Annotated in this window: 20 protein-coding genes and 3 tRNA genes; 6 read left to right on the plus strand and 17 right to left on the minus strand. The window is 60.7% G+C overall.

Annotated features, from left to right (window positions below):
* The 6 genes from WC421_00005 to WC421_00030 all read right to left on the minus strand — a co-directional run.
* Positions 1-187 (minus strand): GTP-binding protein (locus WC421_00005; protein MFA5160610.1); only part of this gene is annotated, 187 nt, incomplete at its 3' end.
* 42 nt (positions 188-229) lie between these two features.
* Positions 230-302, minus strand: a tRNA-Thr gene (locus WC421_00010).
* A gap of 12 nt (positions 303-314) precedes the next feature.
* A tRNA-Gly gene (locus WC421_00015) sits at positions 315-388 on the minus strand.
* 43 nt (positions 389-431) lie between these two features.
* Positions 432-503 (minus strand) — tRNA-Cys (locus WC421_00020).
* Positions 504-659: 156 nt separating this feature from the next.
* The gene (locus WC421_00025) at positions 660-1217 is read right to left on the minus strand and encodes a hypothetical protein (protein ID MFA5160611.1); all 558 of its coding nucleotides are present in this window, start codon (positions 1215-1217) and stop codon (positions 660-662) included.
* A 15-nt stretch (positions 1218-1232) separates the two neighbouring features.
* Complete coding sequence (locus WC421_00030) at positions 1233-4700, minus strand: tetratricopeptide repeat protein (GenBank protein ID MFA5160612.1); 3468 nt, start codon at positions 4698-4700, stop codon at positions 1233-1235.
* Between the two features lie 188 nt (positions 4701-4888).
* Here WC421_00030 and WC421_00035 point away from each other — a divergent pair, with 188 nt between their 5' ends.
* The 4 genes from WC421_00035 to coaD all read left to right on the plus strand — a co-directional run bounded on the left by WC421_00035 (position 4889) and on the right by coaD (position 9502).
* Entirely contained in the window at positions 4889-6520 is a 1632-nt protein-coding gene (locus tag WC421_00035; GenBank protein ID MFA5160613.1) for a hypothetical protein, read from the plus strand.
* A 138-nt stretch (positions 6521-6658) separates the two neighbouring features.
* Positions 6659-7126: a hydrogenase 3 maturation endopeptidase HyCI gene (locus WC421_00040; GenBank protein MFA5160614.1), complete on the plus strand. Its 468-nt coding sequence runs from the start codon at positions 6659-6661 to the stop codon at positions 7124-7126.
* Complete coding sequence (locus WC421_00045) at positions 7110-9011, plus strand: sulfatase-like hydrolase/transferase (GenBank protein MFA5160615.1); 1902 nt, start codon at positions 7110-7112, stop codon at positions 9009-9011. The genes WC421_00040 and WC421_00045 overlap by 17 nt, the downstream gene beginning before the upstream one ends.
* Positions 9011-9502, plus strand: coding sequence for a pantetheine-phosphate adenylyltransferase (gene coaD, locus WC421_00050; protein ID MFA5160616.1), 492 nt, complete (start codon positions 9011-9013; stop codon positions 9500-9502). The genes WC421_00045 and coaD overlap by 1 nt, the downstream gene beginning before the upstream one ends.
* Positions 9503-9706: 204 nt before the next feature.
* Here coaD and WC421_00055 read toward each other — a convergent pair whose 3' ends face one another.
* Genes WC421_00055 through WC421_00080 form a run of 6 tightly spaced genes read right to left on the minus strand, consistent with a single transcriptional unit; the run spans position 9707 to position 13504 of the window.
* Positions 9707-10117 carry a 4Fe-4S binding protein gene (locus tag WC421_00055; protein MFA5160617.1) on the minus strand — a complete coding sequence of 137 codons (411 nt, stop codon included), beginning with the start codon at positions 10115-10117 and terminating at the stop codon, positions 9707-9709.
* Between the two features lies 1 nt (position 10118).
* Positions 10119-11060: a complex I subunit 1 family protein gene (locus WC421_00060; protein MFA5160618.1), complete on the minus strand. Its 942-nt coding sequence runs from the start codon at positions 11058-11060 to the stop codon at positions 10119-10121.
* A gap of 16 nt (positions 11061-11076) precedes the next feature.
* On the minus strand, positions 11077-12264 hold the full coding sequence (locus WC421_00065; protein ID MFA5160619.1) for a nickel-dependent hydrogenase large subunit: 1188 nt from the start codon (positions 12262-12264) through the stop codon (positions 11077-11079).
* Positions 12252-12728, minus strand: a complete 477-nt coding sequence (locus tag WC421_00070; GenBank protein ID MFA5160620.1) for an NADH-quinone oxidoreductase subunit C — start codon at positions 12726-12728, stop codon at positions 12252-12254. Before WC421_00070 ends, WC421_00065 begins: the two co-directional genes overlap by 13 nt.
* 1 nt (position 12729) lies before the next feature.
* The gene (locus tag WC421_00075; GenBank protein MFA5160621.1) at positions 12730-13164 is read right to left on the minus strand and encodes an NADH-quinone oxidoreductase subunit B family protein; all 435 of its coding nucleotides are present in this window, start codon (positions 13162-13164) and stop codon (positions 12730-12732) included.
* A 1-nt stretch (position 13165) separates the two neighbouring features.
* Positions 13166-13504 carry a hypothetical protein gene (locus WC421_00080; GenBank protein MFA5160622.1) on the minus strand — a complete coding sequence of 113 codons (339 nt, stop codon included), beginning with the start codon at positions 13502-13504 and terminating at the stop codon, positions 13166-13168.
* Positions 13505-13606: 102 nt separating this feature from the next.
* Between WC421_00080 and WC421_00085 the strand changes: the two genes are divergently transcribed.
* Both WC421_00085 and WC421_00090 read left to right on the plus strand, forming a co-directional pair.
* Entirely contained in the window at positions 13607-15688 is a 2082-nt protein-coding gene (locus WC421_00085) for a S9 family peptidase (protein ID MFA5160623.1), read from the plus strand.
* The gene (locus WC421_00090) at positions 15685-16308 is read left to right on the plus strand and encodes a DUF333 domain-containing protein (protein ID MFA5160624.1); all 624 of its coding nucleotides are present in this window, start codon (positions 15685-15687) and stop codon (positions 16306-16308) included. The genes WC421_00085 and WC421_00090 overlap by 4 nt, the downstream gene beginning before the upstream one ends.
* A gap of 143 nt (positions 16309-16451) precedes the next feature.
* On the opposite strand, the gene WC421_00095 is transcribed toward WC421_00090, so the two are convergent.
* From WC421_00095 to rfaD, 5 genes are all read right to left on the minus strand, one after another.
* Positions 16452-17309 carry a hypothetical protein gene (locus WC421_00095; protein ID MFA5160625.1) on the minus strand — a complete coding sequence of 286 codons (858 nt, stop codon included), beginning with the start codon at positions 17307-17309 and terminating at the stop codon, positions 16452-16454.
* Between the two features lie 116 nt (positions 17310-17425).
* On the minus strand, positions 17426-17842 hold the full coding sequence (gene atpC / locus WC421_00100) for an ATP synthase F1 subunit epsilon (protein ID MFA5160626.1): 417 nt from the start codon (positions 17840-17842) through the stop codon (positions 17426-17428).
* Positions 17839-19257: a F0F1 ATP synthase subunit beta gene (atpD, locus tag WC421_00105; GenBank protein ID MFA5160627.1), complete on the minus strand. Its 1419-nt coding sequence runs from the start codon at positions 19255-19257 to the stop codon at positions 17839-17841. Before atpD ends, atpC begins: the two co-directional genes overlap by 4 nt.
* 7 nt (positions 19258-19264) lie before the next feature.
* A complete protein-coding gene (gene atpG, locus WC421_00110; GenBank protein MFA5160628.1) occupies positions 19265-20146 on the minus strand; it encodes an ATP synthase F1 subunit gamma in 882 nt (293 codons plus the stop codon).
* Positions 20146-21063: an ADP-glyceromanno-heptose 6-epimerase gene (rfaD, locus tag WC421_00115; protein ID MFA5160629.1), complete on the minus strand. Its 918-nt coding sequence runs from the start codon at positions 21061-21063 to the stop codon at positions 20146-20148. The genes atpG and rfaD overlap by 1 nt, the downstream gene beginning before the upstream one ends.
* Positions 21064-21107: the final 44 nt, after the last annotated feature.

Here is a 21107-nt window from a genome sequence, read left to right on the forward strand (position 1 = left end):
ATATCTTGGAAGCGTCCCGCACCACGCCGCCCTTGGCTATCTCGGCGTAGGCCATCTCTTTGGACTTGCCTTCCTTGGAAAGCACCTTCGTCAGAGCCGCCGTCAGTGTCGTTTTGCCGTGGTCCACGTGCCCGATGGTCCCCACGTTCACATGCGGTTTGTTCCGCTCAAACTTCGCTTTTGCCATAGTGTCTCTCCTCCGGTTTTGTGATGCCCTGTATTAAAATCTAGCTGGGGATGGGAATCGAACCCACGACCTTCTCCTTACCATGGAGATGCTCTACCAGCTGAGCTACCCCAGCATGCCCTAAATATGGAGCGGGCGATGGGAATCGAACCCACGTGAGCAGCTTGGAAGGCTGCCGTTCTACCATTGAACTACGCCCGCCCGTATGCCGCCTCCGCCCGCGCGGCGGGCCTTCCTAAATAACAGGCGCGGGCCGGAATTGAACCGGCGCATAGCAGTTTTGCAGACTGCTGCCTTACCACTTGGCTACCGCGCCGCAACCGCCGCCGGAGTTCCGCCATGCTGACAACGGAACTCACAGCCGCCGCGCGCGGCGGCGCAGCGGCGTACGGATATATTCTACAAAAAGCCCCGCCGTGTTGCAAAACCAAAATCCGCAGCCGCCTGGCGGCTGCGGATTGCGGGACGCAAACTACTTTCCGCCTTCCGCGGGAACGGCGGGCTTTTCAGCCGGCTTGTCCGCGGGCACGGGCGGCACGGGCGGCACGGGCGGCGCGGGCGGCGCGGGCACGGCAGACGCGGCAGCCTGCGGCTGGGCGGGAGCATCGGGCTTGGCCTCGGCTTCCGGCTTGGCGTTTACCCGTTTCAGCGCTTCCTTTGCATCCGCCAGATACGGGCTTTCAGGGTTGTCCTTTATGAATTTTTCCAGCGCGGCGGACGCTTCCGCATCCTTGCCGGAGACCGCAAACTCCAGCGCGGCGGCAAACTGCTTGCGCTGCGCCGCCATTTTTTTGCCGCTCTTGTCGGACTGTGTGCCCTTCCAGTACGGCTTGGACGAGTCGTCGGAAACTTTCGCGCCGCGCACCGCGGCCACCGAGGACGCGCCCACCGAGGTGGACTGATACTTCTGGGCTATTTTTGACTTAAGCCCCTTAAGCGTGGTCTCATACCAGCTTTTGTCTTTGCCGTCCGCGCAGAAGGCGGAGCCTGCCGCCATCATCGCGGACAAAAACAACACGGTCAGCTTCATTGTTTCTTCCTCCCTTTACTTGATTTCCAAAACGGCGTCGGCGGCCTCGGCAAAAGCCGGGTCCGTGTCGGCGGCCCTGTCGGCGAATTTTTTTGCGGCTTCCTTGTCGCCCAGCTTCATCGCGGCGCGCGCGCGGTTGAGCAGTATGCCGGCATCGTCCGGATCGGCGGCGGAGGCTTTGGCGTAAAACCCGTCCGCGTCGGAGTATGAGCCCTTCATATAGGAGACATTGCCCATGTTGTTGAGCGCGTCGGAATTTTCGGGCGCGAACTTGAGGATTTTATTGAAGCTCTCCTGCGCGCCGGAGTAATCCTCGGTCTCCACGCAGAGCATTCCCAGCCCGGTCAGCGCGTCGACATCATCGGGGTTTTTGGACAGCGCGTCCATGTAGCCTTGCTTTATGTAGTCGCGGCGGGTTTTGGCCGCTTCCTTCATGTCGGCGTTATAGCGGGCCTGCACGGCGGCTTTTTCCGGCACGGGGGATTCCCAGTTGGCGGAGGGCAGAGTCATCGGCTCGTAATCCGCCCACGCCTTGTGCGTGTCTATGATTTTCACATCCGCGCCGGCGCGGGTGTACATCCGCACAGCCTCTCTGGCCGCGGACGGGAAATCCTTGCCTATCATGGTGGATTCCACGGGAATCCAGTAGGTTCCCTCGTAAAGCACCATCTTGTCCGCCGGGATGCCTATATCCGCCGGGTCGGCGGCGCCGGTATTGAAAGCCAGCGCGATATGGCTGGGATAGTCGAGAAACACGGTGTGTATGCCCGCGCCCTCCAGCATGGTGGAAAGCAAAGCCACCAGATCGGAGCATTTGCCGCTGCGCAGCTTCAGCGTGTCGCGCGGCGGCTGCACATTGTCCAGCGGATGCTCGGAACTGGATTTGATGCTGGCATAGGGCTTTGACGGGTCGGAGACGTAGTTTATGCCAAGCTCGCCAAGCGCGCTCCAGAGCAGCATCGCGGTGGAGATGTTGGGGTTGACCGTGTATTCCTCCGCCGGGGAGCGCATGTTGAGCGCCGCGCGCGCAAAGGCCAGCACCGGCGTGTCCTTGGGCGTTATGAAGTTGGCCAGGCGCGCCGCGTTGTCCCAGATGATGGCCGTGCGCGAAAGCACCTTGACCGGCTGGTTGACCTCTATGGTCTTTGGCTCGCCATTTTCGTAATAGGTAACGCTTATCTGGGCCTGCACCGGGGTATCCTCGCTGACTTCCAGGATTTTGTTGTTGAGCGTCCCTTTCAGGGCCACCTCGGTTTTGGAATGCGGCGCTATCTCCTCCACTACCCTGTCGGAGGGGTAATCCATGAAATCCTTGAGCGCGAAGGAAACCTTCACGTTCTTGAACGTCACGTCGCTGTTGTTGGCAAGCGTAAGCCGCCCCACCGGGTTATGCAGATAGTACTTGTAATTGGCGGAGAATATGTAATTCAGATTCACCTTCGCCAGCTCCACGCGCGCCACGTTGAGGTTGCCCGGCACAAACAGCATGTACGGCTCCGAGGGCTGGCCCGTCTCGCCGGTAAGCGAGCGGGAGCATATCCGGTAGTAATAGGTGGCCGGGGTTTCCCTTATGGTTTCGGCGAACCCGGTCTGCGCCGCGGTTCCCGCCGCCACCGCGAAACCGTCCGGCTCGGTGGAGCGCAGCACCTCGTAATCGGACACCCATTCCGGCTGCGCGCCTTTCCAGGAGAGTTTCACCCGGTCCTCTTTCACCGTGCCGGAGAGATCGGTCGGCGGGGCGGTTATTATGTTCATGGCGAAGGCTTCCAGCTTGCCGGAGGAGTCCGATATGTAAAGCCTGTTGCCGGAGAAATGCAACTCCTCCGGCGATATCAGCGCGCCCGTGCCCGTGCCCGCGGCAAAAAAGCTGGCCACCCACGCGCCGTTGCCGTCAAACACCTTCACGCGGGAATCGGCCTTGTCCAGCACGTAAACGAATTTCCTGCCGTCGTAGGCGATGGACACGGGGTCGGCAAGCTGGCTGGCGCGCTCTCCCTGCTCGCCCCAGACCAGCACAACGCGCCCGGACGACGGGTCCACTTCCACGATTTTCTTGAGCTTGCGGTCCAGTATCAGCAGGTCCTTTCCGGTCCACCACACATCACCGGGGGCAAGCAGGGTTGCGCCCTGCAGCTCCGGCCCCAGTGCGTTTATGAACATCCCATCCGAGGTGAACTGCTGCACGCGGGCGTTGCCGGAGTCGGCCACGAAAATCGCGCCGTTGTTGCTGACGGCGACACCCGACGGCTTGCTGAAACAGCCTTCTTTGGACGAGCTTCCGAAAAACCCAGCCTTCTCCCCCAGCACGGCCTTGACGCCACCCGTGGAATTGAAAATGTAAACTTTGCCCGCGTCCGAATCCGACACCACAAGCCCCGTTTTTTCGGACCAGGCCATGCCGCCGGCCTTGCGTATGTGCACGGCTGATTTTTTGTCGGGCGAGGCCAGCACGCTTTTTATGGCGCCCTTGTCGTCCAGCAGGACGGCTTTCTGCGAATCCCCCAGGAAGGCGGCTATGACGCCGCCGGGCTGCGGGGTGAACTGGCCCACCGGCAGCTTCACGGAGGTTTCCGGGCCGGAAAACAGCAGTTTCATGTCCCTTGAAACGGGAAGGCGGGCCTGCTTGTTCTTGTCGGTCAGGCGGAATGCGAAAATGCGCTTGTTGCCGGTGTCCACCACCAGTACCAGCCCGTCTTTGCCGGCCAGTATCGCCGAGGGTTTGTAAAACTGGCCATGGCCCTTGCCGGAGGAGCCGAACTCGCCGGAAAGATTTCCGTCCGGCCCGTACTCGCGCACTTTTCCCTTCCTGGAGTCCAGCACATAGATATAGCCGTAGTCGTCCACGCATACGGAGTCCGCGCCCAGTTTAAGCTCCGCTATTTTCTCGCCTTGGGGGCTTAGCTTTATCACGGTGCTGGAGCCGCGGTTGCACACGTAGATGTTGTCGGAGCGGTCCACCGCCATGCCGGACGGAGAGTCCATCCCCTGTGTCAGTATGAGCGACAGAATGCCGTCCGGCGTGAACACCTGCACGCGGGAGTTGCCGGTGTCGGCCACATAAATCCTGCCGTCCGCGCCGGAGACGATGGCGCGCGGCTCCGAAAACTGCCCCGGTTTTGAGCCGCGCGAGCCGAAGGTGAACAGCAGATTCCCGTCCGCGTCAACAACACGCACGCAACCGGCATCCCCGTCCAGCACGTAAATTCTGCCGTTTTTGCCCGACGCCGCGCCTATCGGCGAGCGGAACAGCGGCTCCCCGCCGCTTTTCCCGGTGATTTTGCGGGGGGTGGTTTCATTCGGGTTGAAAATGAAAACCGCGCCGGCCTTGGAGTCTGTCACCAGCAGGCTGTCGCCCGCGAAAGCCGCGCCGGTCGGCATCTTGAACATCAGGGAGTCGTATTGCTTTTCTATGGCCACGTAATCGTAAGCGCAAGCCGCAGACGAAATCAGGCAAAGCGACAGCGCAGCGACAATTTTTCTCATACCAAACCTCCGGGAAAATCTGGGTATCTCCAAGAGTTTAGTATAAACGCGCGGGCATTTCAACCGCCCGCCGCGCAAGCCCGCGGCAGTTGTAAACACCGCGCAGAGTTGCTACAATCCAGAAGCTGCCGGACGCGCGAAACAGGCCGGCTATCTGCCCGCATATGCGGGCCATTGGCGGTTTTGAAATGCGATACTGGGTCTACATAAACAACGGCATCAAGGGACCTTTCGAGAAGGCGGAGCTTAACTCGGTGGAGGGTTTCACTCAGGAAACCCTTATCTGTCCCGAAACCCCGCCCGACGGCAAAACGCAGGAATGGCAGCCCGCTTCCGCGGTGCTTGCCGCCGAAGCCGCCGCGCCCGCCCAGACGGCGCCCGTTCAGACGCCGCAGCAGGAACAGCCCCCCGCCCAGCAGCCGGACGCCGCCATAAAAATCGCCGATAACGCCGCGGACGGCATTTCGCTTTCCGCGTCTTCCGGAAGCCCGTCCGGCGGCATCGGTTCCTGCGGCCCGATGACAATGGAGAACGCCGCCGACATACTGGGGCCGGGCATGACGCCCTCCCCCGGCCCGTCGCAGACCGGACGCTCCTCCACCGGCAGGCAAACGGCGATATCGCTTCAGATGGCATCCTCGCTGTCTCCCGCCGGCGGGGACGACATAAAGCTGCGCCTGGACCAGTTTGACAAAAACATCAGCAATCTCGTCCAGATGCTGGAAACCACGCAAAGGCAGATGCTTGCCACCTCCCGTTCCGCGCCCGCGGGAGGCGGACAGCCCCTGCCGGACGACCTGACCGGAAAACTGGACCATATTTCCGCGGAACTGGCATCGCTTAAAACCACCGTAACCACGCTTGTGGGCGGCATTCAAAGCTCGCAGACCGATATCGCCTCTAAAATAGCGGACATAAGCGCCTCCGTCTCCGGCCAGCATCAGGGCGGCATTCCGGGTTACGCGGGCGGCGCCGCAACAGCCTCGTGGAAAGGCCAGGGCCAGGAGTTTCCGCAAACCGCTCCGTCCCCGTCCGGGGCTGGGGAGGTCCGCATCTCCGGTTCCCGCGCCAGCAGGCTGGGGCCGCTCAAAAGCCTTGTGAAAATGCTTTTCAGTGTGGTCGCGCTTGGCGCGGTGGGCGCCGGGATTGCGGTTTTCCTTGTCAAGCAGGGGTTTCTTCCTCCGTCGGTGCTGGTGCAGATGAAAAAAATAGCCGCGTCGCTGACGGCGGGGCGCTATCCCGCGCCGGAGGCGCCGGCCCCGGCCGCGCAGACCCCGGCCCAGGAGACGCCCCCGGCCCAGCAGGCCCCTCCGCCGGACCCGAAAATAATAGCGGCCATCCGCGCCTACGAAGTGAAACCCGGCGTCCCGCTTGAAAGCGCAGTGAAGGCGGCCTCTCCGGAGGCGGACATGTCCGCCGTGGACTGGCAGGCCGAGCAGGCCGCGCCGGACCGCTACATCATAACCGTGCGCGTGCCGCCCGCCGCGCCCAACGGCTGGCCGGTAACATACCGCTTTGATTACGACGCGCAGCGCAACGCTTTCACCCCGATAAACACGGAGGCGCAAAATCTGTCCGCCGCGGAAAAGCCGGCAGACAAAACTCCGCCCAAAAAGGCCGCCTCCGCCCCGAAACCGAAAGCCAAATCCAAGCGGAAGCTGCCGGTAATGGCCGAGCCCTCCGATTCAGAAGGCGACGAGGAGCCGCCAAAAGAGGATTTTGAATCGGCCCCCGCGCGCAAACGCAAAATGATCACCCCGATGCAGTTGCCGGCTTTCAAAGACTCCCAGAATAAGAACCAGGACGCCGACGGAGAATAGCGCCCGGTCAGTTGCGCCATCCAATCCCATTCGCAACAGCGCAAGCCCGCCTAAAACCGGCGGGCTTGCGCTGTTGCGGCTGCAAGAGGACGCGAGACCCGGTTTTCCCGGCGGGCGGATTTAGGCTACAATATTGCGGTGAAAGAGATTCCCCTCTCCGCATTCTCCGGCAAGGCGGTCATCCTGGGCGTCGGCAACGACATGCGCGGCGACGACGGCGCGGGACCGGCGCTTGTCAAGCTGCTGTCCGGCAAATGCCCCGGCATAACCCTCATTGACGGCGGCCAGACGCCGGAGAACAAGGCTTTTGAGATAATACGGCTAAAGCCCTCGTCGCTGGTAATCGTTGATGCCGCCGATATGGGCCTCAAACCCGGACAAACCGCGCTTATTGACGGGGAAAACATCAGCAATGTCTCTTTCTCGTCGCACGCGCTGCCGCTTACGGTTTTGACGTCTTACCTTGAACGCGAAATCCCGGGGCTGAAAGTCTATATCGCCGGGATACAGCCGAAAACCACGGCTTTCGGCGGCAGACTCTCGCGGGAAGCGCGCGCCGCCATCAAGAATCTGGCCGGACGGATATTGAATGCTCAAAGGGCTTAGAACCTACTTCGGGCTGCTGGCGCGCTATGTGGCGATTTTTTTCGCGGCGCGGCTGGTGTTTTTTCTCGTTTTTTCCGGCGGGCATCACAGCGGCGGCGACATAGCGAAGGCATTTTTCATCGGCGCGCGGCTGGATTTGTCCATATCGGCCACATTGCTGTGCGCGGCGGCTTTTTTAGCAACTTTCGCCGGGTTCGTCCGGGTGTTTGAATGGCTGCTCAAACCGTTGGTGATGCTGTATATGGCGCTGCTGAACGCGACGTTGTCCGTTCTTGTCGCCGCCGAATTTCCGTTTTATAAAGAATACTCGTCGCGGCTGAACCACCTTTTCTTTGAGTACTTTGACAAGCCCAAAGAGCTTTTCGTCACCATTCTCGGCATAAAATACGTGGCGCTGCTGTTTATCGCGGCGCCGCTGGTTGTCTGGCTGGCCGCAGCCGCGGGCGTCAGGCAGTCCCGCAAGATGTTTGACCGCAACCGTGGCGAGGGCTTTTTCTCGCGCATTGCGTCGCTGGCGCTGATTGCGGGCTTTACCGTATTGTTCATACGCGGCGGCTTCCAGAATAGGCCGCTGAACTGGGGAGAGGCGTTTTTCTCGCCGGACAATTTCATGAATCAGACCGCGCTCAACGGCGTGTTCAATCTGTACGCCGACATACAGATTTTCCTGGAGGAGCGCGCGCTGCATGTGAAACCCTCCGGCTATTTCGCCCCGCCGGAGATGGCGTTCAAGGCGGTGAAGGATGTTTCGCGCTACGGCGTCCCCGCGCCGAAAGGCGATAATCCCGTCGCGCTTACCAAAGGGACCCGCCCGAATGTGGTGATGATTTTCATGGAAAGCTTCGCCGCCCGGTACACCGGCGCGCTGGGCGCAAAGGAGCCGTATACCCCGGAGTTTGACAGGCTCTCAAAGCGCGGCGTGCTGTTCACCCGGTTTTACGGCAACGGCACGCGCACCTCGCGCGGGCTGGCGGCGGCGCTGAACTCGTTTCCGCCGATGGCGGGGGTCAACATCTCCAAGAAAGTGGAGGCGCAGCAGAAAATCCCCGGCATCGCCGCCTATCTGGGCGATATGGGCTATGACACCGTGTTTTTTTACGGCGGGGACAGGCATTTCGAGGATATGTCCGGCTTTGAAATCAACAGCGGCTTCCGCGAGTTTTACGACTGCGCGGATTTCAGGAACCCGCGCCATAAAAACCCCATCGGCGTCTTTGACGAGGAGCTTTTTGAGAACGTAGACCGCGTCCTGCGCGGGCGCAAACAGCCGTTTTTCGCGGCGGTGATGACGCTTTCCAATCACGGCCCTTTCACGGTGCCGCCGGATTTCCCGGCGCGGCCCGGCGTCCCGCGCGAGCGGCTGGCTTTCCTGTATTCCGATTACGCGCTGGGGCGCTTTATCTCAATGGCGGAGAAAAGCCCGCATTACAAAAACACCGTCTTTATCATAACAGCCGACCATGCCGCATTCATAGAAGACTACGGCGCGGACAGGTTCCATATACCGCTGCTGTTCCTGTCGCCCATGCTCAAGTCCGCGCGCGACGGGCGGGTGGCCAGCCAGCTTGACCTGCCGGCAACGGTGCTTGAAATGTGCGGCGCGAAAATCAAAAGCGCGGACACGGCGTTCTGGGGACTGTCGCTGGCGCAGCGCAAAACCCGCGGCATGGCGTTCTTCCTGGACGACCCGTACTTCGGCGTCATCACAAGAGATGCCATGTATCGAGAGGGTTTTGAGGGCGGCGGATATGTCTACGATTTGAGCGGCGGACTTTCCCCCGCCGCTTTCCCGCAAGAATTGATAAACTATGCCCGCGGCATGAAAGAAGGCGGCGCGCAGTTGTTTTTCAGCCGTAAAGCCGCGTCAAAATGGAAGGAGGAGTGATGCGCCGGAAAATAGCGGTATACCCAGGAAGTTTCGACCCTGTTACAAACGGCCACATGGACATTATCCGCCGCGCAAGCGGCATTTTCAGCGAGATAGCGGTGGCCGTGCTTGTCAACCCCCACAAAACCGCGCTTTTCGACCGGGCCGAGCGGATGGACATGCTGCAACGCGCCGTCACGCCCTGGCCGAACGTGCGGGTGGACGCTTTCTCCGGCCTGCTGGTGGATTACATGCGCGCCAACGGTATAACCGTGGCGATAAGAGGCCTGCGCGCCGTCTCGGACCTGGAATACGAATTCCAGCTCGCCCACACCAACCGCATTCTCTACCCGGAGATGGAAACCGTTTTCCTGATGCCGGGCGAAAACTACGTATACCTTACCTCCTCCACGGTGCGCGAGGTGGCCTCGCTTGGCGGCTCGCTGGACAGTTGCGTGCCCGCCCATGTCGCGCAGGCGCTAAAAAACAAATTTGCAAAATGTTATTGACTCCCGCATAACCTGAAAGTTTCAGTTGGCACGAGGACCGAGACGGTGGATGGCGGGGACTGTTCGATGTAAAATTTCTCGCTGATAGCCGTAGCTAGCGGCGAGAAATTTTACACAAAAATGTCCCGCCGGCCGCCGCCGGATTCCGCTGTTCAACCGCGATTTCCGGATAACCAGGGAATTGCCCGTGCCGGCATGGGGAAGTTATTTGGGGCGTTCGTCGTATTTGAGGGCGTCGCGGTCTATGCCGGCAAGCTCGAATTCCTGTGAGGAATGTAAAGCTTTCTTGGGACAGCTGTCAACGCACTGGGCGCAGTAGATGCAGCGGCCCAGGTCTATCTCGCAGCGGAATTTGCGCGGCGCGGGCTTGGGGGCCTCGCCGGGAGCCGGAGCGGCTGCGGGCGCGGAGGCCGTTTCAACCTGTATGATATTGATGGCTTTGGCGGGGCAATCCTTCATGCACAGCTTGCAGCCGATGCACTGCTCCGGCGTGAAAAGTATTTTGCCGCGGAACTTGTCCTGGATTTTGGTTTTGACGAAGGGGTAGAGCACCGTCGCCGGTTTTTTCAGCAGATTGCGAATTACTTCGCCCAAAGCCCTTGCCGGTCTTGCCATATTATAAAAGCCCCTTTGCGATGATGTCCAGCAGCAGCTGGATTAGCGCCGCGGGCGCCAGTATCTGCCAGCAGAATTTTATCATCTGCTCTATGCGGATGCGCGCCATAAGCGCCTTCATCGTGGCCAGGAAAACCACCACCAGGCCCGCCTTCAGCGCGAAAACAACAAAGCCGCCGAAACCGCCAAGCCCCAGCGCGCCGCCCAGAAACACCGCGCTCACCAGCGCCGCGCCGACCACCATCTCCATATCCGTCGCCAGCAGCATGAAAGCCAGCAGCCTGCCGGAGTATTCGGTGAAGGCGCCGCCCACGATTTCGGTCTCGCCGTGGGGGATGTCAAAGGGAACGCGCTCCAGCTTGCCCTGCAGCGCGATAAGCGCGATTAAAAGCCCCGGTATGTTTACCAGCATCAGCGCGGGATGGTCCGTATAGAACGCCGCGATTTCCGTGATGCTTAAAGTCCCCGCCAGCACCGCCGGGCCGATGACCGCCAGCATCATCGGCACCTCGTAGGCGAAAAGCTGCGTCAGCACGCGCATTGAGCCGATTGCGGCGTACGGGCTGGTGGAACTCCAGCCCGCAAGAAAGAATGTGACCGTGGGGATGGTGAGCAGGTATATAACCGCTATCAGGTCGCCCTGGAAGGCGAAAGCGGCGCGTGTCCCCCACACCGGCAGCATCACCGAAGATGCCGCCACCGCCGCCACCGCAAACAGCGGCAGCGACAAAAACATCCGTTTGTCCGAGGCGTCCGGCACCACCACTTCCTTGGCCAGCAGCTTGATGAAATCCGCCGTCGGCTGGTACCAGGGCGGGCCTACGCGGTTCTGCATCAGGGCGTAGAGTTTGCGGTCCGCCCATTCCATGAACAACCCCGCCGTTGACAGAAACAGCAGTCCCGGAAACACCGCCACCGCGAACAAAGGATACGCTATGTCCATCTGTTGAACCTCGGTATCAGAGTTTTGAAAAGTCCACGCCGCGCGATTTCCAGCTTTCTATGCTTTTGCGGCGAAGCTCGGCCCAGTCCAGCGGCGCCGCGCCGTCTTTGCGCACGGCTATCGCCCGGTCGGTGCAGGAAAAGCACGGGTCTATCGCGGCGATTACAAGCGGCACGTCCGCCAGCCAGCCGCCCTCCAGCATGTAAGGCACGGAAGCGAAATTGGCCAGCGTTGGCGCGCGCACCTTCACGCGCGAGGGCTTTTCCGCGCCGTCGGATTTGACAAAATGTATATCCTCGCCGCGCGGCGCCTCGTAGCGGCACACGGCTTCGCCCGCCGGGATTTTGCGCGGCACCTTCACCGATACCGGCCCCTCCGGCAGGTTTTTAAGCAGCTGGCGGACCATTTTGATGGATTCCAGCAGCTCGAAAACGCGCACGAAAAGCCTGCCGAACACGTCGCAGGAATCGTGGGTGATGAGTTTGAAATCCAGCTCGCCGTAAAGCAGGTACGGGTCGTCCTTGCGGACGTCTTTGGCGACGCCGCTTGCGCGCGCCAGCGGGCCGACGGCGCAGCGTTTTAGCGCCTCTTCTTTAGGCAGCATGCCCACCTTGTGCGCGCGGGCAAGCACTGTCGGCTCCTCTGTGGCGAGCTTGATGTAATATTTGGTGCGCTCTTCAATGGCGTCCATGCGGGAAAGGATTTCCTTCGCCTGCTCCGCGCTGATGTCGCGCCGGACGCCGCCTATGGTGTTGATGCCGTAATGCACGCGGTTGCCGCTGATATTCTCCAGGCAGTCAAGCGAAAGCTCCCTGTCGCGCCAGGTGTACATGAACAACGTGTCAAAGCCGATTTCGTGGCCCGCCACGCCCAGCCAGAGCAGATGGCTGTGAATGCGCTCCAGCTCGCCCACCAGGGTGCGTATGGCCTGGCCGCGGCGCGGGACTTCAACGCCGGCGATTTCCTCCACCGCCATGCAAAAGCAGGTGGTGTGCGAATGCGAGCAGATTCCGCAGACCCGCTCTATAAGGTAGATATCCTGTATAAAGGTGCGGCTTTCTGCGGCTTTTTCAATGCCGCGGTGGTTGTAGCCCAGGCGCATAGTCGCGCCGGCGACCTCCTCGCCCTCAAGGCAGAGGAGGAAATTGCCCGGCTCTTTCAGCGCGGGGTGCTGCGGGCCGAGGGGAACCGTTATTTTTGGCATTTGTTCTCCTCCTGCGGGTAAAGCTGTTGCGGCGTCCAGGCCTTGCGAAGCGGATACTGGTTTTCCGGCCAGCCGTCCGGCAGCGGGTAGCGGTTGCCGGGGCGCAGGCCGGCGACTTTGGCGCCGAACATGTCAACCAGCTCGCGCTCGTAATCCTCCGCGCCGGGGAAAATATCTGTTATCGTGGGAAGCGAAACGTCCCCGGCGGGGACGGAGACGCGGAGCGTCAGCAAAAGCCCGCCTTTGGCGATGTGGTAGAGAAATTCAAATCCGCTTCCCGTGTCTATGCCGGTGATGGTGGAAAGGTGCGTGAACCCCTCGCCGTGCAGCCAGGAGATAATATCCCTCATGTTGGCGGCGGTGGTGGAAGCCCATACCCGCCGCGCGCGGACGGCTTTGACATCGGAAACCACGGCCCCGAATTTCGCTTCCAGCGCGGCTTTGAGCGCGTTTTCCTGTTCCATATTATTTGTCCAATGTGGAAAGCAATTTTACGACACCGTCTATGATAGCCTCCGGCCTGGCGGGGCAGCCGGGAATATAGGCGGAGACGGGTATGACCTTGTTCACCCCGCCGCAAACGTTGTAGCAGCCGTCAAACACCCCGCCGGAGCAGGCGCACGCGCCCACCGCGACGACGAATTTAGGCTCCGCCATCTGGGAGTATATCCGCTTGAGGCGGGCCTCAATCTGGCGGGTGACGGGGCCGCAGACCACCAGCACGTCGGCGTGGCGCGGCGTGCCCTTGAGCATCACGCCGAACCGCTCCACGTCAAAACGTGGGGTCAGCGCGTCCAGCACCTCAATATCGCAGCCGTTGCACGCGCCGGAGTTGAAGTGTATTATCCAAGGCGACTTGGCCCTGGCCCAGGTTACCACGCGGGTTATTGTTTTGTTCATGTTAGCCCACAAACAGCACGGCCAGCGCGACAGCGGTTACCATTATATAAACCGCGCCGGCGGTTACGGCCTCAAGCGCCTGCGCGCCGGACAGCGAGGCTATCATCAGCCCCGCCACATGCAGCACCGTGAAAAATATGGCGAAAGGAAAGAATGCGCCGTATTCCGGCTCCGGCTTTTTGAGCGGCACATTTTCGCCGCAGGCGTAGGGGAGGTTTTTGCCCTCGGTCTCCACCTTCGGATGGGCAAGGCGGCTTGCCAGCCGCGAAAACAGCCAGGTGAAAGCCAGCGCGAGAATGAACGCGACAGGCGGAACCAGCAGGTAGTCTGAAACTTCCATACCTCAATATTAGCAAATTTGGGCACACGGCGCGGATGGCTGCCCGGGTGCGGTTTTGAAGCGGCGGGTGTAAATCCTATAATCACGATATGGAGGGTTCATATGAAATTCCTGTTAATCGCGCTGTCCGCCGCGGGCGCGGCGCGGGCCGCCGTGGCTGAGCCGCCCGTGGCCGCAATCTCGCCTTACCGGCTGGAGAAATTCGGCGATGTCCGCATTGACAACTATTACTGGCTGCGCGACAGGGAAAACCCCGCCGTCCGCGCCTACCTTGAAGCCGAAAACAACTATGCCGACGCCGTGCTGGCCCCGCAGGCCGGCCTTGCCGGCAGGCTGTTTGAGGAGATGAAATCCCGCGTGAAGGAGACGGATTCCTCCGTCCCCTACCGGCTGAACGGCTATTATTACTACGAGCGTTACGAGAAAGACAGGCAGTATCCCATCCTCTGCCGCAAAAAAGGGAACCTTGACGCGCCGGAGGAAATAATCGCCGATGTCAACGAACTGGCGAAAGGGCATGATTATTACCTGGTGGCCGGGCCGCGCCCCAGCCCGGACGGCAATATAATCGCCTGGGGCGCCGACGACAGCGGCGACCGCGTCTACACCATATATTTCAAGGATATGCGCACCGGCAAAATGCTGGAGGACGCCATCAGCAACACCGGCGGGGATTTCGCCTGGGCCAATGACAATAAGACGCTGTTCTACGGCAGCCTGGACAAAACCCTCCGCGGCGACAGGATAATGCGACATATCCTCGGCTCCGCCGGGGACGCGGAAGTCTACGCGGAAAAAGACGAGACCTTTGAAGTTACGGTGTCAAAAAGCCTCAGCGATAAATACATTTTTATGCACACCGCCAACACCCTGAGCAGCGAATGCCTCTTGCTGGAGGCGGACAATCCCGGCGGCGCGTTCCGCGTGTTTGCGGCGCGCAGGCCTGGCGTGGAATACTCGGTTTATCACGGCGGCGGCTGTTTTTTCGTTCTCACAAACGACAATGCCGGCAATTTCCGCTTCTGCCGCGCGCCGGAGGATAAAACCTCCCCCGAAAACTGGAAAGACGCCGTCGCGGGCAGGGAAGATACGCTTATAGAGAGCGCCATTGTCTTTGACAGGTATTTCGCGCTGGGGGAAAAGCGAGGCGGCCTTTCGCTGCTGCATGTTTTTGACCGCGCCTCCGGGCGGGACGCCTACGCGCCTTTCCAGGAGCCAGCCTACACGGTGGCTTTGGGCGACAATGCGGAATACGGCTCGCCGCTGCTGCGCTTTGAATATGAATCGCCGGTTACGCCGCCGTCCGTGTACGATTACGATATGGCCTCCGGCTCGCGCGAGCTGAAAAAACGGGAGGAAGTCCCCGGCTATAACCCGGACGATTACCGGACGGAGCGCGTATTCGCCCCCGCCTCCGGCGGCGCGCAGGTGCCGGTTACGCTGCTTTACCGCCGGGATTTGAAACGGGACGGGACACATCCGCTGTTCATAACCGGCTACGGATCCTACGGCGACAATTATGACCCGGATTTTGAGGCCGCGCGCCTGCCGCTGCTGGACCGGGGGTTTGTGTTTGCCATCGCGCATATACGCGGCGGCAGCGAAATGGGCCGCCCGTGGTACGACAACGGACGGCAGCTTGGCAAGAAAAACACTTTCAACGACTTCATCGCCGCCACGGAGTTCCTCATAAAAGAAAAGTACTGCGCCCCCGGCCATGTCTATGCCGAGGGTGGCAGCGCCGGCGGCCTGCTTATGGGCGCAATCGCCAACATGAGGCCGGACCTATACAACGGCATAATCGCGCGCGTGCCCTTTGTGGATGTGATAACCACCATGCTGGACCCGTCCATCCCCCTTACCACCGGCGAGTACGACCAGTGGGGCAACCCCGGCGAGAAACAGTATTACGACTATATCCGAACCTATTCGCCGTACGACAATGTCAGGCCGCAGAAATATCCGGCGCTGCTGGTAACGGCGGGCTGGAACGATTCCCAGGTGGGCTACTGGGAGCCGGCCAAATGGGTGGCCAAGCTGCGCGCCGCCAATCCGGGCGGGCTGGCGCTGCTGAAAACCGAGATGAAAGCCGGCCATCACGCCAAGACCGGACGCTACGAGCAGCTGAAAAAAACCGCGTTTTACTACAGCTTCATATTCAAACTGGAGGGTGTTGACCGATGAGAACTCTCATTATCATAGCCGCGCTGCCGGCCCTGGCCGCGGCCATGCCGAACCCGGCTTCGGTAAACTGCCAACAACGCGGCGGCAGGCTGGAAATCAGGAAAGGCGATGCCGGGGAATACGGCGTCTGCATATTCGGCGAAGACCGCCAGTGCGAGGAATGGGCGCTGTTCCGGGGCGAATGCCCCGCCGGCGGGGTGGACATTTCCGCCGCCCGGACCGATATGGACAAACACTGCCTCCTAAGCGGCGGCAAACTGAAAGACAAAACCTGCGTTTATCCGGTCTGGGGCGGCTGCGCCCCGCTGGAGGGCGAGTATAAAGATTTGGACGGCTCCCGCGTGAAATTCGCTCCCGGGGACGCAAACTCCTGGAACGGCAAAAGCTTCCGCTGCTCGGTGGCGGTTGGCAAGGCGTCATGCAAAACGCTCAAGCTGGAAGGGGATGCGCCACTTTACGGCAGGCTGGATTTTACGCAATCCCCCGGCGGCATAAAGTTCTACGCGCCGGATTCGGACTGCTCCGGCAAGCCGCTGCGCGCGCTGAAACTCTCCAAAAAGGCGAAAAACCATCCGGCGGACGGCAAATCCGCGGACAAACGTTTTTTCAGCCGCCAGTAGCCTGAAAATTTCAGGTTACTGTTTTCAGCTTGCCGTGTACAATTTTATAAAAAGTCCTGGAAATCTGTGTGCAAAAACCAGCCCGGAAACAGCAGACGGACAGCGGAATTCGGAAGTGGCCGGCTGGACATTCCTGCGCAGAGCTATTCGTCGTCGGTGGTGAGGCCGTTGAAGAACTTCTCGTTCAATACCGTGCTGCGCGGGGGCAGGCGGGGGCCTGACCGCGCCGGCGGATGCCGCCAGTTGCGGGGAGCCAGCATGACGCCGGTGTTTAGCATTTTCTGGTCCTTTGAATAAATAACACCGCAGTCGCGTTTGCCAGGCATTTCAGGGCAGCCGAAGCTGTCAAAAACGGCATAGCGGTAGTCAAAACCGCCCAGCCCGGCGTCTTTTTTGCCCTGGGACGAGAAATACTTGAAGCCCACCACGGCGGAATTGTATTCCTTCTGCATTTCCCCGCGCTTGTTTATGTATCCCAGGAAAGCAACCGCATGTCCCGTGCCGTTTACGCGGTTGATGTTGACGAAAGCCCCGGGGGTCAGCTTTTCAAAAGGGATATGCTCGCCCATGCCGAAATTAACCAGCGCGTCCGCCGTGCCGTAGGAGTTGAACTCGGAATTCACCCAGATATGGCCTTTGAGGTCCTCGCGGTCCAGGCCCTCGTAGCTGTCAATGGGCAGATAATCGTAGACGGAGCTGTCGCCCGTTTCGGCGGCGTAAATCTGATACGCGGTCAGCATTACCTCCATTTGCGCGGCCACGCACATCGTCAGCGGGGGATTGGTCGCCTGTATAACCCCATAGCCGTCGTAGCGTATATTGTGGGTGAGGACGGAATGTATATCGTATCCCATCAGCCGGTAGCTGGCATAAAGTTTGCTTACTGCCTTGAGGATGTATGCGTTGAAATACCGGTCGCCGCGGCGGGCGGCGGCGGAATAATCCGCGGAAAAGCAGGTTCCGCATACAGAGAGGCCGATTACAAGCGCAAGTCTGCACATGACAGCGAGATTATACAGACTGGCGGGCCCGAAAGCAATGACTTCGCGCGCGAACTAAAACCGCGTGTGGAAATGTGTTGCCGGACGCCGGCTCCCGGCGATTTTTCAGGCGGGTTCTATCGGCGGAGGCGCTTGTGTTCAATCAGCTTCAGCCGCAGCAGGCTTCTGCGCAGCGAGGCCTCCACGGCGGCGATGTCCATGTCTTTTTCGGGGGAATCCAGCAGTTGCCTGGCTTTCTGCACGGCCTGGCGCTCGGCCTCGGCGTCTATCTCGCCGGCGAGGTCGGCGGCCTCGGCGAAAACCATCACCTCGTCCTTGTGGATTTCGGCAAAGCCGCCCATTATGCCGAAAGCCCCGTCCCCTGTTTGGGAAGTGTAGTGCAAAATTCCCTCTTTAAGCTGCACCAGCGCGCTGGCATGGCCGGGCAGCACGCCCAGCTCGCCGCCCCGGGCGGGCAGCGCGGCGAAATCCGCCGCACAGTCCAGCACGGGCTTTTCCGGCGTTACTATGACCAGTTTCAGCCTGCCGCTCATCTGGCCGCGCCCGCCGCTTTGGCGGCTTCAAGAACATCGTCTATCCCGCCGGCCATGAAGAAAGCCTGCTCCGGCACCGCGTCGTGCCTGCCTTCCACTATTTCGCGGAAGCCGCGTATGGTTTCGGGCAGCGTCACGTATTTTCCGGCGCGGCCCGTGAACTGCTCGGCCACGGAAAACGGCTGCGACAGAAAACGCTGCACCTTGCGCGCGCGGGAGACTGCCAGCTTGTCCTCTTCCGACAGTTCGTCTATGCCCAGTATGGCGATGATGTCCTGGAGCTCCTTGTAGCGCTGGAGAATTTTCTGCACGGCGCGCGCCGTCTCGTAATGCTCGGCGCCGACTATGTTGGGGTCCAGTATGCGCGAGGTGGACTCCAGCGGGTCCACCGCCGGATAAATGCCCAGCTCCGATATCTGGCGGGAAAGCACCGTGGTCGCGTCCAGATGGGTGAAGGTGGTGGCGACCCCGGGGTCGGTCAAATCATCCGCCGGGACGTAAATGGCCTGAATGGAGGTGATGGAGCCTTTGTCGGTTGAGGTGATTCTCTCCTGCAGCCAGCCCACTTCGGTGCCAAGGGTGGGCTGGTAGCCTACGGCGGAGGGCATTCTGCCCAGCAGCGCGGAAACCTCCGCATTTGCCAGCACGTAGCGGAACACGTTATCAATAAAAAGCAGCACGTCGCGGCCTTCCTCATCGCGGAAGTATTCGGCCTGGGTAAGCGCGGTAAGACCCACGCGGGCGCGCGCGCCGGGCGGCTCGTTCATCTGGCCGTAGACAAGCGCGGTCTTGGACAGCACCGTGCTTCCGTCGGAGAGCTTGGCCTGCTTCATGTCCAGCCACAAATCGTTGCCCTCGCGCGAACGCTCGCCCACCCCGCCGAAGACCGAGCAGCCGCTGTGCCGGCGCGCGACGTTGTTTATCAGCTCCATTATGACGACGGTTTTCCCCACGCCCGCCCCGCCGAACAGCCCGACCTTGCCGCCTTTCATGTACGGGGCCAGCAGATCCACCACTTTTATGCCGGTTTCAAAAATCTCCTGCGAGGTTGTCTGCGAGGCAAGCGGCGGCGGCGCGCGGTGAATGGGCAGTTTTTTATCCGCGTTGACCGGCCCCAGCCCGTCGCGCGGGTTGCCCAGCACGTCCAGCAGCCGGCCAAGGCAGGCCTTGCCCACCGGCACCGAAAGCGGCGCGCCGGTGTCGGATACCGCAAGGCCGCGGCGCAGCCCCTCGGTGGGGCCCAGCGCTATGGCGCGCACCACGTTGTCGCCCAGATGCTGCGCGGTCTCCAGCACCAGTTTTTCGCCGGAGGGCATCTCCGCCTCCAGCGAATTGTAAATCGCGGGCAGCTGCCCCGGCAGAAACTCTATATCCACCGCCGGCCCGATTATCTGCGCTATTTTGCCTGTATTCATAAAGCTCCTAGTTACTAAGGGCTTCCGCCCCGCCCACTATCTCGGAAATTTCCCGCGTTATCATCGCCTGCCGGGTGCGGTTGAGCTTGAGGGCCAGGTCGTCAATAAGTTCGCCGGCGTTCTTGTCGGCGGCGTCCATGGCGTTCATGCGGGCGGCAAGCTCCGCCGCCTGAGATTCCAGCAGGCAGCGGTAAAGCTGCGCCTTGACATGGCGCGGCAGCAGCGCCTCCAGCATGGCGGCGCGGCCGGGCTCAAATATGAAATCGTCGCGGAAGCCTTTGGCGCGGCTAGCCGCGCAATCCAGCGGCAGCAGCCGCTTTATCACGGCGCGCTGCGCGGCAAGCGAGACAAATTCGTTGTATATCACATGCAATTCCGACACCGCGCCGGACGAGACGGCAGCCAGCGCCGCGCGCCCCAGCAGCTCGGCATGGACATAACCCGCCTTGGGGAAAATGCCGGTGTTTTCATATGCGACGGAAACGCCGGGCATGGAAAGCCGGCGCAGATAGTCCCGCCCCTTTTTGCCGATTAAAAATAACTGCGCCCCGCGCCCGCGGTTTTCGCCCAGCCATTCAAGCGCGGCGCGGACGGCGTTGACGTTGAAAGACCCGCACAGCCCCTTGTCCGACGTGATTACCACCAGCCCCGCCGGGCGCGAGAGGTCCGCCTCGCCGCAGAAGCCGCGCATCGCCCCCTCCGCCGCGGCCAGATGGCCGGACACTTCGGAGAGCATTTCCTCCATCCTCGCGGCGAAAGGCCGGGCCGAAATTATGCCGTTTTGCGCCTTTTTCATGCGCGCCGAGGCCACCATTTTCATGGTGCGCATTATCTGGCGCGTAGCCCTGAACGATTTTATATTGCGCCTTATGTCGCGCAAAGATTCCATCAGCGCCCGCCTTCCAGGAATTTGGCGTAATCGGCGATGCCTTCGTCCAGGCTCCAGCGCGCCGCGAAACCGGACGTCTTTTTGGCCAGCGCGGTCGCCGCCTGGGTTTTGTTCTGGTAGAAGCTGTAGGGGTTTTTGAAATATTCCGGCTCCAGCCCGGTTTTCAGCGCGCGGTTGAGGCAGGAAATGACGCGGTTGAAAGTTTCCGGCCTGCCGGTTCCGGCATTTATGACGCAGCTTTTTTTAACCTTCAGCGCGGCCAGATTGGCGGCGGCGACGTCCTTTATATATATGAAATCGCGGCTCTGCTCGCCCGGGTGGAACACGCGCGGCCTTTTGCCCGATTTCATTTGCAGGTAAAGCTGGTATATCATGCTGGCGAATTTGCCTTTATAGCCTTCGCGCGGGCCGTAGACGTTGAAATAGCGCAGCCCGGCAAGCGTCATTTTAGGATTCGCCGCGGCAAACTCGCGCGCGACATTGTCCATCACCGCTTTTGAAAAGCTGTAGACGTTTTCCGGCGCGGGAACCGACGTTTCCTCCATCGGGCATTTGCCGTTGCCGTAAACCCCGGCGGAGGAGGCATACACCACCCGCTTTGCCCCGCGCTCTCTGGCGAAAGCCAGCGCGTTGCGGAAACCTTCCACGTTTACTTCCATCATAAGCCGCTGGTCCATGACGGTGGTGTCGGTTATCGCGGCCTCGTGGAACACCGCGTCGAAGCGGCCCGCGAAGCCGGCAAACGCGGCATAATCCCTTATGTCGCCCGCGCGGACATAGCCCCTGAAGCCTTCCAGATTCTTGAACCCGCCGGACGAAAAATTATCCAGCACGGCGACCGAATGGCCCGCCGCCTCCAGCTCCAGCGCGAGGTTGCTGCCCACAAACCCCGCCCCTCCGGTAACAAGACATCTCATAACGTTCTCCCCGGCGCGCTGCGCCGACCCCGTTACAGACTTTT

It is taken from the genome of Elusimicrobiales bacterium (assembly GCA_041651175.1).
Lineage (GTDB): Bacteria > Elusimicrobiota > Elusimicrobia > Elusimicrobiales > Elusimicrobiaceae > JAQTYB01.

Coding starts and splice junctions, on each gene's coding strand:
- coaD (MFA5160616.1), top strand. CDS start 9,011: ATGCGCCGGAAAATAGCGGTATACCCAGGAAGTTTCGACCCTGTTACA.
- WC421_00025 (MFA5160611.1), bottom strand. CDS start 1,217: ATGAAGCTGACCGTGTTGTTTTTGTCCGCGATGATGGCGGCAGGCTCC.
- WC421_00080 (MFA5160622.1), bottom strand. CDS start 13,504: ATGGAAGTTTCAGACTACCTGCTGGTTCCGCCTGTCGCGTTCATTCTC.
- WC421_00090 (MFA5160624.1), top strand. CDS start 15,685: ATGAGAACTCTCATTATCATAGCCGCGCTGCCGGCCCTGGCCGCGGCC.
- WC421_00085 (MFA5160623.1), top strand. CDS start 13,607: ATGAAATTCCTGTTAATCGCGCTGTCCGCCGCGGGCGCGGCGCGGGCC.
- WC421_00075 (MFA5160621.1), bottom strand. CDS start 13,164: ATGAACAAAACAATAACCCGCGTGGTAACCTGGGCCAGGGCCAAGTCG.
- atpC (MFA5160626.1), bottom strand. CDS start 17,842: ATGAGCGGCAGGCTGAAACTGGTCATAGTAACGCCGGAAAAGCCCGTG.
- WC421_00030 (MFA5160612.1), bottom strand. CDS start 4,700: ATGAGAAAAATTGTCGCTGCGCTGTCGCTTTGCCTGATTTCGTCTGCG.
- atpG (MFA5160628.1), bottom strand. CDS start 20,146: ATGGAATCTTTGCGCGACATAAGGCGCAATATAAAATCGTTCAGGGCT.
- WC421_00035 (MFA5160613.1), top strand. CDS start 4,889: ATGCGATACTGGGTCTACATAAACAACGGCATCAAGGGACCTTTCGAG.
- rfaD (MFA5160629.1), bottom strand. CDS start 21,063: ATGAGATGTCTTGTTACCGGAGGGGCGGGGTTTGTGGGCAGCAACCTC.
- atpD (MFA5160627.1), bottom strand. CDS start 19,257: ATGAATACAGGCAAAATAGCGCAGATAATCGGGCCGGCGGTGGATATA.
- WC421_00070 (MFA5160620.1), bottom strand. CDS start 12,728: ATGGAACAGGAAAACGCGCTCAAAGCCGCGCTGGAAGCGAAATTCGGG.
- WC421_00095 (MFA5160625.1), bottom strand. CDS start 17,309: ATGTGCAGACTTGCGCTTGTAATCGGCCTCTCTGTATGCGGAACCTGC.
- WC421_00045 (MFA5160615.1), top strand. CDS start 7,110: ATGCTCAAAGGGCTTAGAACCTACTTCGGGCTGCTGGCGCGCTATGTG.
- WC421_00060 (MFA5160618.1), bottom strand. CDS start 11,060: ATGGACATAGCGTATCCTTTGTTCGCGGTGGCGGTGTTTCCGGGACTG.
- WC421_00065 (MFA5160619.1), bottom strand. CDS start 12,264: ATGCCAAAAATAACGGTTCCCCTCGGCCCGCAGCACCCCGCGCTGAAA.
- WC421_00055 (MFA5160617.1), bottom strand. CDS start 10,117: ATGGCAAGACCGGCAAGGGCTTTGGGCGAAGTAATTCGCAATCTGCTG.